The sequence below is a fragment of the Actinacidiphila paucisporea genome (genome assembly GCF_900142575.1).
In the GTDB taxonomy this organism is placed as follows: Bacteria; Actinomycetota; Actinomycetes; order Streptomycetales; family Streptomycetaceae; genus Actinacidiphila; species Actinacidiphila paucisporea.
This window is the reverse complement of sequence record NZ_FRBI01000028.1, coordinates 55,474-69,817: the sequence shown is the minus strand read 5'-3', so window position 1 is coordinate 69,817 and position 14,344 is coordinate 55,474. Positions and strand designations below refer to the sequence as shown.

14 protein-coding genes and 1 pseudogene are annotated in these 14,344 nt (G+C 73.5%); 9 read left to right on the top strand and 6 right to left on the bottom strand.

Going from position 1 to position 14,344, the window contains the following annotated elements:
- Nucleotides 1-8: 8 nt before the first annotated feature.
- Nucleotides 9-161, top strand: coding sequence for a hypothetical protein (locus BUE44_RS38070; protein WP_200804564.1), 153 nt, complete (start codon nucleotides 9-11; stop codon nucleotides 159-161).
- 51 nt (nucleotides 162-212) lie between these two features.
- On the opposite strand, the gene BUE44_RS29905 is transcribed toward BUE44_RS38070, so the two are convergent.
- Nucleotides 213-1,472, bottom strand: coding sequence for an acyl-CoA dehydrogenase family protein (locus BUE44_RS29905; protein WP_073502151.1), 1,260 nt, complete (start codon nucleotides 1,470-1,472; stop codon nucleotides 213-215).
- Nucleotides 1,473-1,620: 148 nt separating this feature from the next.
- Between BUE44_RS29905 and BUE44_RS29900 the strand changes: the two genes are divergently transcribed.
- The 7 genes and pseudogenes from BUE44_RS29900 to BUE44_RS29870 form a co-directional block, all read left to right on the top strand.
- A complete protein-coding gene (locus BUE44_RS29900) occupies nucleotides 1,621-2,262 on the top strand; it encodes a TetR family transcriptional regulator (RefSeq protein WP_073502150.1) in 642 nt (213 codons plus the stop codon).
- 193 nt (nucleotides 2,263-2,455) lie between these two features.
- Nucleotides 2,456-3,694, top strand: coding sequence for a Mur ligase family protein (locus BUE44_RS29895; RefSeq protein WP_073502149.1), 1,239 nt, complete (start codon nucleotides 2,456-2,458; stop codon nucleotides 3,692-3,694).
- A gap of 69 nt (nucleotides 3,695-3,763) precedes the next feature.
- Nucleotides 3,764-4,492, top strand: coding sequence for a type 1 glutamine amidotransferase (locus BUE44_RS29890; RefSeq protein WP_073502148.1), 729 nt, complete (start codon nucleotides 3,764-3,766; stop codon nucleotides 4,490-4,492).
- 167 nt (nucleotides 4,493-4,659) lie between these two features.
- The gene (locus BUE44_RS29885; protein ID WP_073502147.1) at nucleotides 4,660-5,685 is read left to right on the top strand and encodes a 6-phosphofructokinase; all 1,026 of its coding nucleotides are present in this window, start codon (nucleotides 4,660-4,662) and stop codon (nucleotides 5,683-5,685) included.
- A gap of 139 nt (nucleotides 5,686-5,824) precedes the next feature.
- The gene (locus BUE44_RS29880) at nucleotides 5,825-6,781 is read left to right on the top strand and encodes a cytochrome c oxidase assembly protein (RefSeq protein ID WP_073502146.1); all 957 of its coding nucleotides are present in this window, start codon (nucleotides 5,825-5,827) and stop codon (nucleotides 6,779-6,781) included.
- A gap of 144 nt (nucleotides 6,782-6,925) precedes the next feature.
- A complete protein-coding gene (locus BUE44_RS29875) occupies nucleotides 6,926-7,639 on the top strand; it encodes a lysophospholipid acyltransferase family protein (protein ID WP_073502145.1) in 714 nt (237 codons plus the stop codon).
- Nucleotides 7,640-7,715: 76 nt separating this feature from the next.
- Nucleotides 7,716-8,306, top strand: a pseudogene (locus BUE44_RS29870) (TIGR02452 family protein); the annotation flags it as partial.
- Between the two features lie 73 nt (nucleotides 8,307-8,379).
- Here BUE44_RS29870 and BUE44_RS29865 read toward each other — a convergent pair.
- The gene (locus BUE44_RS29865) at nucleotides 8,380-9,966 is read right to left on the bottom strand and encodes an alpha/beta hydrolase (RefSeq protein WP_073502144.1); all 1,587 of its coding nucleotides are present in this window, start codon (nucleotides 9,964-9,966) and stop codon (nucleotides 8,380-8,382) included.
- 42 nt (nucleotides 9,967-10,008) lie between these two features.
- Nucleotides 10,009-10,887, bottom strand: a complete 879-nt coding sequence (locus tag BUE44_RS29860) for a CTP synthase C-terminal region-related (seleno)protein (RefSeq protein ID WP_079190198.1) — start codon at nucleotides 10,885-10,887, stop codon at nucleotides 10,009-10,011.
- 77 nt (nucleotides 10,888-10,964) lie between these two features.
- Here BUE44_RS29860 and BUE44_RS29855 point away from each other — a divergent pair, with 77 nt between their 5' ends.
- Nucleotides 10,965-11,834: a LysR family transcriptional regulator gene (locus BUE44_RS29855; RefSeq protein WP_073502188.1), complete on the top strand. Its 870-nt coding sequence runs from the start codon at nucleotides 10,965-10,967 to the stop codon at nucleotides 11,832-11,834.
- A gap of 210 nt (nucleotides 11,835-12,044) precedes the next feature.
- On the opposite strand, the gene BUE44_RS29850 is transcribed toward BUE44_RS29855, so the two are convergent.
- Genes BUE44_RS29850 through BUE44_RS29840 form a run of 3 tightly spaced genes read right to left on the bottom strand, consistent with a single transcriptional unit; the run spans nucleotide 12,045 to nucleotide 14,143 of the window.
- Nucleotides 12,045-12,779 (bottom strand): urease accessory protein UreD, encoded by a 735-nt coding sequence (locus BUE44_RS29850; protein ID WP_073502143.1) that lies wholly within the window; start codon nucleotides 12,777-12,779, stop codon nucleotides 12,045-12,047.
- Entirely contained in the window at nucleotides 12,776-13,459 is a 684-nt protein-coding gene (gene ureG, locus BUE44_RS29845) for an urease accessory protein UreG (protein WP_073502142.1), read from the bottom strand. Before ureG ends, BUE44_RS29850 begins: the two co-directional genes overlap by 4 nt.
- A 15-nt stretch (nucleotides 13,460-13,474) precedes the next feature.
- Entirely contained in the window at nucleotides 13,475-14,143 is a 669-nt protein-coding gene (locus BUE44_RS29840; RefSeq protein ID WP_073502187.1) for an urease accessory protein UreF, read from the bottom strand.
- Nucleotides 14,144-14,344: the final 201 nt, after the last annotated feature.

The following is a 14,344-nucleotide window of genomic DNA, read 5'->3' as shown; positions in this document are numbered from 1 at the left end:
AGCATTCCATGCACATCGGCGCGATCCACGACGTGACGAACCTGGCGCTGTCGAACTCGCCGGGACCTGGGCCGGTGATGCGTACGGTCATCGTCGTCACGGTGGTCGGCGTGGCCCTCATGGCCTGGTTCCTGCTGCGCGGCTACGGCAACGACGAGTGACACCCGGCGGCCCGCCGCACCCGGCAAGGGTGCCGGCGGGCCGCGGCGGGGTCAGCGGATCGGGACCCCGGACAGCGTGCGGGCGATGACCAGCCGCTGGATCTCGCTGGTGCCCTCGAAGATCGTGTAGATGGCGCTGTCGCGGTGCATCCGCTCGACCGGGTACTCGCGGGTGTAGCCGTTGCCGCCGAGGATCTGCACAGCCTGGGCGGTGACCTTCTTGGCGGTCTCGCTGGCGAAGAGCTTGGACATCGACCCCTCGGCCGAGCTGAAGGGCTTGCCCGCGGTCGCCATCCAGGAGGCACGCCACACCAGCAGCCGGGCCGCGTCGATCTGGGTGCGCATGTCGGCGAGCTGGAAGGCGACGCCCTGGTTGTCGATGATCGGCCGGCCGAACTGCTCGCGCCCGGTGGCGTATTCGAGGGCGTACTCGTACGCGGCCCGGGCGGTGCCCACCGCCATCGCGCCGACCGCGGGGCGGGAGGCCTCGAAGGTGGCCATCGCCGCGTTCTTCACCCTCCCCCTGCCTTCGGCCGGGGGTGCCCCCACGCCGCCGCCGCCGGCCGCCTCGCGCTCGCGGACCCGGGCCAGCCTCTCGTCGAGCTTGTCCTTGCCGCCGAGCAGGCAGTCGCCGGGGATCCTGACGTCCTCCAGGACCACCTCGGCGGTGTGCGAGGCGCGGATGCCGTGCTTCTTGAACTTCTGGCCCTGCGACAGGCCCGGGGTGCCGGGCGGCACGATGAAGGACGCGTGGCCCCGGGTGCCAAGGTCGGGATCGACCACCGCGACCACGACGTGCACGTTCGCGATACCGCCGTTGGTGGCCCAGGTCTTGGTGCCGTTGAGCACCCATTCGCCGGTGGCCTCGTCGTAGACCGCGCGGGTGCGCATGGCGCCCACGTCGGAGCCGGCGTCGGGCTCGGAGGAGCAGAAGGCGGCGACCTTGACGTCGTCGGCGTCGCCGTACATCTGCGGGACCCAGGTGCCGATCTGCTCCTCGGTGCCGTTGGCCAGCACGCCGACCGCGGCCAGGCCGGTGCCGACGATGGACAGGGCGATGCCCGCGTCCCCCCAGAACAGCTCCTCCATCGTCATGGGGATGCCGAGGCCGGTGGGGTCGAAGAACTGCTGGGCGTAGAAGTCCAGCGAGTACAGGCCGATCTTGGCCGCTTCCTGGATGATGGGCCACGGGGTCTCCTCGCGCTCGTCCCACTCGGCCGCGGCCGGGCGCATCACGTCGGCTGCGAAGCCGTGGATCCAGTCGCGCACGGACCGCTGGTCATCGTTGAGATCGAGCGTGAAGTCGCCCATCGTCCCCTCCACATGCTAGTTACTTGCGGTAACAGCAGTCTGTTACCGTCGGGTAAGCGATGTCAACTCGCCAAACTCCGCGTGAGCGCCCGAGCCGGTGGTGTTACGTTGCGCAGACCACCGGCAATCGAACAGGCGGGGAGGCGTGGTGGAGACCGGCCAGCGTGAGGACCAGCGGGCGGCCACGCAGCGGCGGCGTACCCAACTGCTCGAAGCCGCCGAGCGGGTGGTGCTGCGGGACGGCCCCGAGGCGTCGATGAACGCCATCGCGGCCGAGGCCGGCATCACCAAGCCCATCCTCTACCGGCACTTCGGCGACAAGAGCGGCCTCTACCGCGCGCTGGCCAAGCGGCACACCGACGCCCTGCTGGCCACCCTGCGCACCGCGCTGGACTCCCCCGGCGACCGCAGGGACCGGGTCGAGGCGACGCTGCACGCGTACCTGTCGGCCATCGAGACCCGCCCGCAGGTCTACCGCTTCCTGATGCACCCCGCCGAGACCCCCTCCGACGAGAAGGGCTTCGACGTCGGACGGCACTCCGTACCGCTGCTCCGCCGGATGGGCGAGGATCTCGGCGAGGTGATAGCCGAACGCCTCGACCTCGGCCCCGACACCCGCGAGGTGGCCCGGGTCTGGGGGCACGGCATCGTCGGGATGATGTACGCGGCGGGCGACTGGTGGCTCGGCGAGCGCCCGCTCTCGCGGGACCTGCTGGTACGCCACCTGGCCGACCTGCTGTGGGGCCGGCTCGCCGAGACCGGCGACCGGGCGGGCAGCCGGGGGCTGTGAGACCGCGCGCGGCGGGCGGCCGGGGCGGGTGACGACCGGGGCGTCGACGGGCGGCGAGGTGCCGGTCCGCGGCCCGGAGTCGATAGGCTGACCTCGACCGGAACTTGCCGGCCGCCGCAGCGGCCGCCCGGGGGACGGAAAACCCGGCCGCCGCAGGCGGCATCGCGGCCGGAGTCGAGGAGGAAGACAGACGATGGCAGCCAATTCGGAGCCGCTGTCGCCACGGGCGAAGCTGGCCGTGACGGCGGGCAGGGCGGCGGCGGCGGTTTCCCGCGCGGCGGGCAAGGGCAGCGGGTCGGTGATCGGCGGCAAGGTCGCGCTGCGCTTCGACCCCGACCTGCTGGCCAGGCTCGCCCGGCACCTCGACGTGGTGCTGGTCTCCGCCACCAACGGCAAGACGACCACCACCCGGCTGCTCGCCGAGGCGCTGCGGGCCGGCGGCCCGGTGGTCTCCAACGCGCTCGGTGCCAACATGCCCGCAGGTATCACCTCCGCGCTGGCCGGCGGCTCCGACGCCCGCTTCGGCGTGATCGAGGTGGACGAGAAGTACCTGGCCGGTGTCGCCAGGGACGTCGCCCCCAAGGCCATCGCGCTGCTGAACCTCTCGCGCGACCAGCTCGACCGGGCCGCCGAGACCAGGATGCTCGCCGAGAAGTGGCGCGAGGGCCTGGCCGGCTCCGAGGCGATCATCATCGCCAACGCGGACGACCCGCTCATCACCTGGGCCGCCTCCTCCAGCCCCACCGTGGTGTGGGTCGCGGCCGGCCAGTCGTGGAAGGACGACGCCTGGTCCTGCCCGTCCTGCGGCGGTGTGCTGCAGCGCCCGGACGACGACTGGTACTGCGGCGAGTGCGGCTTCCGCCGCCCCACCCCGACCTGGGCGCTGTCCGGCGACCACGTCGTCGACCCCTACGGCGTCGCCTGGCCGATCCACCTCCAACTGCCCGGCCGGGCCAACAAGTCCAACGCGGCCATGTCCGCCGCGGTGGCCGCCGCCTTCGGCATCGACCCCAAGGTCGCCCTGGAGCGGATGTTCAAGGTGCAGGCGGTCGCCGGGCGCTACGACGTGGTGTCCTTCCTGCAGCGCGACCTGCGGCTGCTGCTGGCGAAGAACCCGGCGGGCTGGCTGGAGACCTTCTCGCTGATCGACGGCCCGCCCACCCCGGTGATCCTGTCGGTGAACGCGCGCGGCGCCGACGGCACCGACACCTCCTGGCTGTGGGACGTGGACTACACCCGGCTGGCCGGCCACCCGATCATGGTGATCGGCGACCGCAAGCTCGACCTGGCGGTACGGCTGGAGGTGGCCGGCCTGCAGTTCAGGGTCTGCGCCAACCTCGACGAGGCGGTACGGGCCGCGCCGCCCGGCCGGATCGAGGCGATCGCCAACTACACCGCCTTCCAGGACCTGCGCCGCCGCGTCGGCAACTGACCCCGGGCACCCCGCGGGCGACGCCCGCCCGCAGCCCCCGCCGCTGCCGACCGACAAGGAGAAGCACGTATGAGTGAGTCCAGCCTGCGCCTGGTGTGGGTCTACCCCGACCTGCTGAGCACCTACGGCGACCAGGGCAACGCGCTGGTAGTAGAACGCAGGGCGGTGCAGCGCCGGGTGCCGGTGACCCGGGTCGACGTCCGCTCCGACCACGCCGTCCCGACCTCGGGCGACATCTACCTGATCGGCGGCGGCGAGGACCGCCCGCAGCGGCTGGCCGCGGAACGGCTGCGCCGCGACGGCGGATTGAACCGGGCGGTGGCCAACGGCGCGATCGTCTTCTCGGTGTGCGCCGGCTACCAGATCCTCGGCCACGAGTTCATCAACGACCTGGGCCGCCCCGAGCCGGGCCTCGGCCTGCTGGACGTGGTGAGCACCAGGGGCGAGGGCGACCGCTGCGTCGGCGACGTGCTCGCCGACATCGACCCGCAGCTCGGCCTGCCGCCGCTGACCGGCTTCGAGAACCACCAGGGCATCACCCACCTCGGCCCGACCACCCGGCCGCTGGCCAGGCTGCGGGTCGGCAGGGGCAACGGCACCGGGGACGGCACCGAGGGCGCCTTCAACGACACCGTCTTCGGCACGTACATGCACGGCCCGGTGATGGCTCGCAATCCGCACATCGCGGACCTGCTGATCAAGCTGGCACTGGATGTGAATGCGCTGCCGCCGGTGGACGACCAGTGGTACGACGCGCTGCGGGCCGAGCGGATCGCAGCCGCGGTGCAGCCCGCCTGACCGGCCGAGCGTCACGCTGCGCAGCCTTCGCACGGAGTTCGGGTAATCGTCAGGTGTCCGCAGTGCGGTCGGCGTGGAGGCGTGAGCCCGCGGCTCGGTAAGCTTGCTGTGATCCATCCGGACGACGGGGTCCGGCCGTCCGGTCGAGTTGCGGGAGTATCGAGAGCATGCGTATTGGTGTACTGACCAGCGGCGGCGACTGCCCCGGGCTGAACGCCGTCATCCGGTCCGTGGTGCACCGCGCCGTCGTGGACCACAATGACGAGGTCATCGGCTTCCACGACGGGTGGAAGGGGCTGCTCGAATGCGACTACCGCAAGCTCGACCTGGACGCGGTGAGCGGCATCCTGGCCCGCGGTGGCACCATCCTCGGCTCGTCCCGCGTGCAGCCGGCGCATCTGCGCGGCGGCGTGGAGCAGGCCAAGGGCCACGTGGCGGACCTGGGCCTCGACGCGATCATCCCGATCGGCGGTGAGGGCACCCTCAAGGCGGCCCGGCTGCTGTCGGACGCGGGCCTGCCGATCGTCGGGGTGCCCAAGACCATCGACAACGACATCTCCTCCACCGACGTCACCTTCGGCTTCGACACCGCGGTGACCGTCGCCACCGAGGCGCTCGACCGGCTCAAGACCACCGCGGAGTCGCACCAGCGGGTGCTGATCGTGGAGGTCATGGGGCGGCACACCGGATGGATCGCGCTGCACTCGGGCATGGCCGCGGGCGCGCACGCCATCGTGGTGCCCGAGCGGCCCTTCGACATCGCAGAGCTGGCCGCGGTGGTCGGCAAGCGCTTCGAGGCGGGCAAGAAGTTCGCCATAGTGGTGGTCTCCGAGGGCGCCAAGCCGCGCGAGGGCACCATGGAGTTCTCCTCCGGCGCCACCGACGTCTACGGCCACGAGCGCTTCAGCGGCGTCGCCAACCAGCTGTCGGTCGAGCTGGAGGAGCGCCTGGGCAAGGAGGCGCGCCCGGTGATCCTCGGCCACGTGCAGCGCGGCGGCACGCCCACCGCGTACGACAGGGTGCTGGCCACCCGCTTCGGCTGGCACGCCGTCGAGGCCGTGCACCACGGGCGGTTCGGCATGATGACCGCGCTGCGCGGCACCGACATCACCCTGGTGCCGCTCGCCGACGCGGTGCAGCACCTCAAGACCGTCCCGGCCGACCGCTACACCGAGGCCGAGTGCGTCCTGTGAGCCGCTGACCTCGACGGCGCCGCCTCCTCGCGCCCGCGGCCGCCCCCGCCCTGACCGCCTGACGGGGGCGGTTCTACTCTGGAGCGGGCACAACGGTCGAATCGGCATGCTGCCGGTCGGCGCGAGCGAGGAGTGACGGATGGACCACGGCGGTGGCGGCATGCACATGGACCTGCCGCCGTTCACCCTCGGCCGGGGCCTGGCCTTCAGCAGCGGCGACCCGTTCTTCCTGGTCGGCTGCGTGCTGCTGCTGGTGCTGTACGGCGCGGGGGTGGTGCGGCTGCAGCGGCGCGGCGACCACTGGCCGGTGGGGCGTACGGCCGCCTTCGCGGTCGGGGTGCTGACCATCGGCGTGACGATGTGCACCCGGCTCAACGACTACGGCATGGTGCTGTTCAGCGTGCACATGGTGCAGCACATGATCCTCAGCATGCTCTCGCCGATCCTGCTGCTGCTCGGCGCCCCGGTGACGCTGGCGCTTCGGGCGCTGCCGACGGCCGGCCGGGGCCGGATCGGGCCGCGCGAGCTGCTGGTGAAGCTGCTGCACAGCAGGTACCTGCGGATCGTCACGCATCCGGCGTTCACCATCCCGCTGTTCATCGCCAGCCTGTACGCGCTGTACTTCTCGCCGCTGTTCGACTTCCTGATGCGCAGCGAGGCCGGGCACCTGGCGATGATGGTGCACTTCCTCGCGGTCGGCCTGCTCTTCTTCTGGCCGATCATGGGCGTCGACCCGGGCCCGCACCGGCCCGGTTACGTGATGCGGATGCTGGAGCTCTTCGTCGGCATGCCCTTCCACGCCTTCTTCGGCATCGCGGTGATGATGGCCAGCGAGCCGCTGGTGACCACCTTCAAGCACCCGGCGGCGTCGCTGGGCGTCGACGCGCTGGCCGACCAGACCGCGGCGGGCGGTATCGCCTGGGCCTTCAGCGAGATCCCCTCGGTGATCGTGCTCGTGGCGCTGCTCTTCCAGTGGTACACCTCCGAGCAGCGGCAGGCCCGCCGCCAGGACCGGGCCGCGGACCGGGACGGCGACGCCGAACTCACGGCTTACAACGCGTATCTGGCCTCCCTGGAAGCCCGCGGCCGCGGCTGAGGTCACCCGCACGGGTTGCCTGTCCCCGCCGTGACCGCTCCGCGCTGGCCCCGCCCGGCCGGCGGGCACTACTCTGCCGTGGCGCGGGGGGACCGGCGCAGCGCGGCCCGGGCGCACCGGGACCTGTCGAGGGGGAGGCGGCCCGTGTTCTACCGGGTGCTCAAGTACGTGATTCTCGGGCCTTTGCTGCGGCTGTTCTTCCGGCCGCGGATCGAGGGCATGGAGAACGTCCCGGAGACCGGTGCGGCCATCATCGCCGGCAACCACCTGTCCTTCTCCGACCACTTCGTGATGCCGGCGATCCTGCCCCGCCGGATCACCTTCCTGGCGAAGGCCGAATACTTCACCGGCCCCGGGCTCAAGGGACGGCTGACCGCCGCCTTCTTCCGCGGGGTCGGCCAGATCCCGGTGGACCGCTCGGGCGGCAAGGCCTCGCAGTCGGCGATCGACGCGGCGCTGGGCGTCCTGGGCCGCGGTGAACTGCTGGGCATCTACCCCGAGGGCACCCGCTCGCACGACGGGCGCCTCTACCGCGGCAGGACGGGTGTGGCGGTGATGGCGCTGCGGGCGCACGCGCCGGTCGTCCCGTGCGCGATGCTCGGCACCTTCGAACTGCAACCGCCCGGCCGGAAGATCCCGCGGATCGGCCGCGTCACCATCCGCTTCGGCGCCCCGCTGGACTTCAGCCGCTTCTACGGCATGGAGGCCCAGCGGGAGGTGGTGCGGGCGGTGACCGACGAGATCATGTACGAGCTGCTGGCGATGTCGGGCCAGGAGTACGTGGACCGGTACGCCGGTGACGTGAAGGCCGAGCTGGCCCAGCACAAGGGGGTGGCGGCGCGGCTGCGCCGCAGGTAGCCGGTCGCGTCACGGGTGCCCGAGGCCCCGCCACGGGCGAGGTCCCGCCCCGACCGCACGCGGGCGGCCGGTGGTCGCGGCGGACCGTGCACCGGTCGCCGTACTGAACTTCGCCTCCGCCCGCAATCCCGGCGGCGGGTACCTGAACGGCGCGCAGGCCCAGGAGGAGGCGCTGTGCCGGGCGTCGGCCCTCTGCACCTGCCTGCTGCGCGCTCCCGGCTACTACGAGCACCACCGCACGCACCGGGACGCCTTCTACTCGGACCGGGTGATCCACTCCCCCGCCGTACCGGTCTTCCGCGACGGGCGCGGCGGCCTGCTGGACGAGCCGTGGACGGCGGCCTTCCTCACCTCGCCCGCGCCCAACGCAGGGGTGATCGCGCGGACGGCGCCGGAGCGTACGGCCGAGGTCGGCCCCGCGCTCGACGCGCGCGCCGAGCGGGTCCTCGAAGTGGCGGTCGGGCAGGGCTACCGGCGGCTGGTGCTCGGCGCGTGGGGCTGCGGGGTCTTCCAGAACGACCCGGCGAGGGTGGCGGCGGCCTTCGGCGCGCTGCTGCGGCCCGGCTGGCGGTTCGCGCACGCCGTGGACGAGGCGGTCTTCGCGGTGCTCGACCGCCGCCCCGGTACCCCCGTCCGGGCGGCCTTCGCCGCCGCCTTCGCGTCCTGACCCGACGCGGGGCCGCCGCCGGCATCCCGGGTGGGGGTGCCGGCAGCGGCCGCCGTACGCCTGCGGTGTGCGCTTAGGGCACGGGGGTGGCGTGCGGACCGCAGACCACGTCGTGCCCGTCGAGCGTGCCGTTCAGCAGGTAGTCGTCCACGCGGGAGTTGATACACGGGTTCACCAGGTTGGTGACGCCGTGCGAGCCCGCGCCCTGCTCGGTGATCAGCCGGGAGCCGGCCAGCCTGCGATGGGTCTCCAGCGCGCCGGGATACGGGGTCGCCGCGTCGTTGGTGCTCTGCACGATCAGCACACCGGGCAGGCCGTGGTGCGAGCGGACGTCCACCGGGGTCTGCTGGTGGACCGGCCAGGTGGCGCACGGCAGGTTCATCCAGGCGTTGGACCAGGTCAGCAGCGGGTGGTCCACGTTGAGCCTGGTGTTGTCCCGGTCCCACTTGTGCCAGCTGGTGGGCCACTTGGCGTCGGTGCACTCCACCGCCGTGTAGACGGCCGTGCCGTTTTCCGCCTTGGTGTTGCCCGCGGTGTCGGACAGGTCGGGAGCCGCCGCGTCCAGCATCGCCTGGGTGTCACCTGCCGCGTACCGGCTCCACACGCCGGCCACGGTGGCCCAGGTGGAGTCGTAGTAAGGGGCGTTGGTGAAGAAGTTGAGCAGCTCGTTGGGGCCGACGACGCCGCCGATCGGATGCGCCTTGGCCGCCGCCCGCAGGGCCACCCACCTCGCTTGGACCTCGGCGACGGTGCTGCCCAGATGGTAGACCGAGTCGTACTTCGCGACCCAGGCCTCCCAGTCCGCCCAGCGGCCCTGGAAGGCCACGTCCTGGTCGAGGTTGTTCTGGTACCAGACCTGGTCGCGCGACGGGTCGACCACACTGTCGATGATCATCCGGCGCACGTGGGTCGGGAAGAGCGTGGCGTAGACCGAGCCGAGGTAGGTGCCGTAGGAGACGCCCAGGTAGTTGAGCCGGTCCTCGCGCAGCGCCGCCCTGATGACGTCCAGGTCGCGGGCGGTGTTGGGGGTTGTCATCTGGGAGAGCATCGCGGCGCCGGTGCGCTCCAGGCAGCCCTGGGCGTATTCGGCGGCCAGCTTGCGCTGCGCCTGCTTGTCGGCGTCGGTGTCCGGCACCGGGTCCGCCTTGGGCGCCGAGACGTACGCGGTCGGGTCCTCGCAGGAGATCGGCGCCGAGTGGCCGACGCCGCGCGGGTCGAAGCCGATGAAGTCGTACGCCTTCGCGGTCTTCGTCCACAGCGGGGCCGCGGTGATGCTGCGCACCGGGAAGCGCAGGCCCGAGCCGCCGGGGCCGCCCGGGTTGTATACCAGCGCGCCCTGCCGTTCCTGGGCCGTACCGGTGCTTGCGGCGCGGTCGACGGCGAGCTTGATGGTGGCGCCGTACGGTTTGCGGTAGTCGACGGGTACGGTGACCCAGCCGCACTGGATCGGGGCCGCCAGGCCCCAGCCGGCGGGACACGCGGCCCACTGGATGCCGGTGCGCCGGGCGTTGACCGCGGTGATGGCCTCGCCGACGGCCTCCGGCACGGTCACCGCTCCCGGACGGTGCGCGCCGGCGGACCCCGCGGTGGCGGCCGGTGCCGCGGCGATGGCGCCCGCGATCAGGGCGCCGGTGGAGACGAGCACGATCGTGCGTCTCACGTCGAACCTCCCCCTCTGGACCGTGGTTTGTGACCACGGTTGTCACAGTGATGAGGTGCGAATCCTTTCCCCTGTGTGGCCGCTGTGAACAGGCCACGCGGGTGATTCTTCATCAAAGCGTGATTCTGCCGGAAAGTTGCCCTGGCCCGCACGGGTGACGGCCGCCTCGGCGAGCGCGGTGACGAAAGGATGCGGCTCCGTGCCGTCCCCCGCCAGCTCCGGCTGGAAGAGCGCGGCCAGGTAGAAGGGGTGCCCGGGCAACTCGGCGATCCTGGGCGCGCCCTCGTCGTCGTGCCCGGTGAAGCGCAGCCCGGACTCGGCCAGTCGCGGCAGCAACGCGGGGACGGGTCCGTAGGCGCAGTGGAAGCGCTCGATGGTCTCCCGGCTGCCGAGCAGCCGCTCGGCGAGACTGCCGGGCACGGTGGTGAGCCGACCCTCGTGGCCGACGAGGGAGCAGGCCAGCGGCCCGATCAGCAGGTCGTCGCCCTCTCCGGGACCGCTGCGCGGATCGTTCTCGGCGTGGCGGGCGGCCGTCAGGCCACACACGGTGCGGGCGAATTCCAGCAGCGCGTGCTGGAAGCCGCCGCAGGTGCCGAGGAAGGGGATACCGGTCTCGCGGGCGGTGCGTACCGCTTCGAGCGCGCCCGCCTCGCTGCGGTACGGGCTGCCGGGCACCAGCCACACCGCGTCGAAGCCGCGGACGGCGCCCGGCGACCGCGCGTCCTCGGTGGGAATCCAGTACGCGTCGACCGGCAGCCCGTGCCGGCGCCTGAGCGCGTCGAGCAGGCCCGGCACGCGCTGGTGGGCGCGGACGGACGGTGAGCGGTCACCGACCAGAGCGATACGGGCGGTAGAGGTACCGCCGGTGGCCTGACGGGCGCTGGTGGAACGGGCGATGGCGGGACGGGGGTTCGTGGTCATGGCGCTCATCGTGGCCTCCGCGGCGACATCGCGTCCAACGATTCGTTCTGCTCCTCGCATCAGCGATACTGATGACCATGGATCCGCATCTGCTGCGCACCTTCACCGCGGTCGCCCGGCTGGGGTCCTTCTCCGCCGCCGCCCAGGAGCTGGGCTACACCCAGTCGGCGGTCTCCCAGCAGGTCGCCGCCCTGGAGGCGGACCTCGGCGTGGCGCTGCTCGGCCGCCGCCCCGTCATCCCCACGGAGGCGGGCGCCCGCCTGCTCGACCACGCGGACATCCTGCTGACCCGGCTCGCGGCGGCCCGCGCCGACGTCGTACGGGTGGCGCGAACGCCCGTGTCCCGGCTCGTGGTCGGCGCCGGCGGCTGCGCCTTCGGGGCGCGGGCGGCGCGGGCGCTCGCCGCCGTACGGCGGGCGATGCCGCGGGCGGAGGTGGCGGTGCGCGGGCTCGCGCGCTCCGCGGTGGTGCCGGCGGTCGTCGCCGGCGAGGTCGACTTCGGGCTGGTGGACGGGGCCGTCGCGCCGACCGATCCGCTGCGTCTGCCGCAGGCCGAGGGTCTGACGGTGACGCGGGTCGGTGAGGAGCCGCTGGCGGTCCTCCTCCCGCCCGCCCACCCCCTCGCCACTCGTGCAGGGCTGCGCCTCGACGACCTCACCGACGCGCTGTGGCTCGACGCGCCCGGCACGTCGATCCCGCTGGCCGATCTGCGGGCCGCCCTGCCGGGCGCCTACCCGGTGAGCCTGCCCTACGCGGGCGGCGACGCGCGCGTCCTCCACGAGCTCGTCCGCGCGGGGCATGGACTCGCCGTCCTCCCGCGGTCCGCCGCGGGTGCCTGCGCGGTGCCGCTGACCGATCCGCCCCTCGTCCACCGTGTGGAGCTAGTCGGCGCGGGAGCCGACGCCTCGGTACTGGCCGTGGCCTTCTCGGCCGAGGCGGGCGGCTGAGGGTCTTTCACCTGGAGCCGGTGGCGCTGGGTGGGAGGTCGTCGTCCTGTCCCACTGCGTGCGGGGCGGTCGGTGACGGAATCCACCGTCGAGCTGCACGGTGGCTCGGCGCGCAGTTCCCCGCGCCCCTGGGGTGCTGCCCTTTTCGGCGGTTTTTCGGGCATGGGCTCTGGGCGGGTCGGAGGTCGCGTCCTCATTGCGGGGGCCCGCTTACGCGCGGGTCAGGGCGGCGGCCGTACGGCTGAAGGCCGGGCGGGGGGACGTGGAGGTGAGGAGGAGCCCGGGGCCCGCGAGGGGGGTGAGGGAGGTCAGAGGGGGGAGGGAGACGTCGGGGGGAAGCGCGGGCGGGGGGACGAGGAGGAGCTGGCCGAGGGTGCGGTGGGGGCCGAGGACGGCGGGGCCGTCCCAACCCGGCGCGGCCCCGGGGCCGAAGGCGAGCGCCTGGTCGAGCAGCGTACGGCCGTCGTGCTCGACGGTGAGCCGGCTGGTGAGGTCCCCGGTGGCCTCGCCGTGCCGCCCGAGCACCAGCTCCTCCCGCAGCACCAGTCGCGCCCCGGCGCCCAGCCGGACCCGCGTGTGCATCCGCAGGTCACTGCCGCACGCGGCGATCACCGGCTCGGGCAGCCAGTGCAGCTCCGCCCCTTCGGCGACGGTCAGCCGGACGTCGTAGAAGGCCGGACGCCCCGCGAGGTCCGGGAGGGAGACCGTGGCGGCGGCCGAGTCGACGGTGAGCCGGGCCCCGGCGGCGACGTCGACGTCGATACGCAGCCGGTCGCCGCCGAGCGGGGCGCTCATGGCGCCGACGACGGTGACGCGGGCCCAGCCCTCGCGCGCCGCGCGGGTCCTGCGCAGGGCGACCGGGCCGGCGCCCGCGAGCACCGGCAGGGACGTACCGCCGGCGCGGTCGCGTACCGCCCCGATCCGGGCGGCCGCGGTGACCGTCATGCGGTCCAGGCCGTCAGCCGCTCGCCGATCCACGCCGCGACGGGCGCGATGCCGTCGCCGCGGGTGACGGAGGTGAAGACCACCGGCAGCGCCCCGCGCTGGGCGGCGGCGTCGCGCGCCATCCGGTCGAGGTCGGCGCCGACGTGCGGCGCCAGGTCCGTCTTGTTGACGACCAGCAGGTCCGCGGTGGTGACCCCGGGACCGCCCTTGCGGGGGATGTCGTCGCCGCCGGCCACGTCGATCACGAAGATCTGCGCGTCGACCAGGCCCTTGGAGAAGGTCGCGGTGAGGTTGTCGCCGCCGGACTCCACCAGCACGAGGTCGAGCGGTCCCACCGCGTCCTCCAGGTCCTCGACGGCTTCGAGGTTCGCGGAGATGTCGTCGCGGATCGCGGTGTGCGGGCAGGCGCCGGTCTCGACGCCGACGATCCGCTCGGGCGGCAGTACGGCGCTGCGGAGCAGGAATTCGGCGTCCTCGCGGGTGTAGATGTCGTTGGTGACCACCCCGATGGCGAGCCGGTCGCGCAGCGTCCGGCACAGCGCGGCGACCGTGGCGGTCTTGCCGGAGCCGACCGGTCCGCCCAGTCCGATCCGCAGGGCCCGGCGGCGGCCGTCGGGGCGTACCTCGGCGGAGGAGTGCGCATAGCGCTCGGGGAAGACCTCGGGGTGGTCACGGTGCATGTCGGGCTCCGTCGGTCATGAGGCGAACAGCCGTACCGGCCAGGCCGCGTGGTGCTCCGCGCTGATGTCGAGCAGCGGCGCGGAGGCGGCGGGCAGGGCGGCGGGGCCGTGGGTCAGTGCGCCGGCGGCGGCATCGGCGGCGGCGCGGGCGGTGGTGTCGATCTGCGGGGCGAGCCGGGCGAGGACCGCGGCACAGTGGAAGGGGTCGAGGCTGAGCAGCCGGACCGCGGCGGTGGCCGGTCCCGCGACGGATTCGTACGCGGCCGCGTAGGCGGCGTCCAGTGGCCGCAGGTGCGCGGCCCGCGCGGTCAGGCCGAGCACGACCGGCTGGTGGGCGCCGCGCGGCCGGGCGGCGGCGAGGCCGTCGAGTTCGCCGGACGGCCAGGTGGCGCGCGCCGCCCGCATGAGCTGCCGCCCGAGGCGCCGGGACACCGTGCGCAGGGCGAGCGACGGCGTACGGGCGTCCGCGGCGTCGTCGAGCACGAGCGGGTCGAGCCCGGCGGTCGCCGCCGCGGCCAGTGCGGCCGCGACCAGTCCCGCGGTGTGCAGCCGGCCGCGGCAGAAGTCGGCGAGCCCGGCAGCGTCCCGTACCCGTCCGTCCGCGACCGCCGCCTCGGCGCCCCCGGAGTGCGCGTGCCCACCGGCCGGAAAGCGCCCGTCCGAGAGCAGCAGCAACGCGGCCAGCGCGCCGGAGCCGGGCGCGTCGTCGGCGCCGACGCCGGAGCCGCGGGCGGCGTCCTCCGCACCGACACCGGAGCCGCGGGCGGCCGCATCCGTCCGCGGCACGGCATCAGGCGCCGTGGTCGCGCCGACGACCGCGGTAGGAGCCGCGCCGCGGCCGGCGGCGGTCCCGGGACCGCGGTGGCCGGTTCCGGTTCCGGCTCC

Bases quoted from the DNA above. Each gene is read 5' to 3' on its own strand.
- BUE44_RS29905 (WP_073502151.1), bottom strand. From the start codon at position 1,472: ATGGGCGACTTCACGCTCGATCTCAACGATGACCAGCGGTCCGTGCGC.
- BUE44_RS29890 (WP_073502148.1), top strand. From the start codon at position 3,764: ATGAGTGAGTCCAGCCTGCGCCTGGTGTGGGTCTACCCCGACCTGCTG.
- BUE44_RS29855 (WP_073502188.1), top strand. From the start codon at position 10,965: ATGGATCCGCATCTGCTGCGCACCTTCACCGCGGTCGCCCGGCTGGGG.
- ureG (WP_073502142.1), bottom strand. From the start codon at position 13,459: ATGCACCGTGACCACCCCGAGGTCTTCCCCGAGCGCTATGCGCACTCC.
- BUE44_RS38070 (WP_200804564.1), top strand. From the start codon at position 9: ATGCACATCGGCGCGATCCACGACGTGACGAACCTGGCGCTGTCGAAC.
- BUE44_RS29850 (WP_073502143.1), bottom strand. From the start codon at position 12,779: ATGACGGTCACCGCGGCCGCCCGGATCGGGGCGGTACGCGACCGCGCC.
- BUE44_RS29895 (WP_073502149.1), top strand. From the start codon at position 2,456: ATGGCAGCCAATTCGGAGCCGCTGTCGCCACGGGCGAAGCTGGCCGTG.
- BUE44_RS29860 (WP_079190198.1), bottom strand. From the start codon at position 10,887: ATGACCACGAACCCCCGTCCCGCCATCGCCCGTTCCACCAGCGCCCGT.
- BUE44_RS29880 (WP_073502146.1), top strand. From the start codon at position 5,825: ATGGACCACGGCGGTGGCGGCATGCACATGGACCTGCCGCCGTTCACC.
- BUE44_RS29885 (WP_073502147.1), top strand. From the start codon at position 4,660: ATGCGTATTGGTGTACTGACCAGCGGCGGCGACTGCCCCGGGCTGAAC.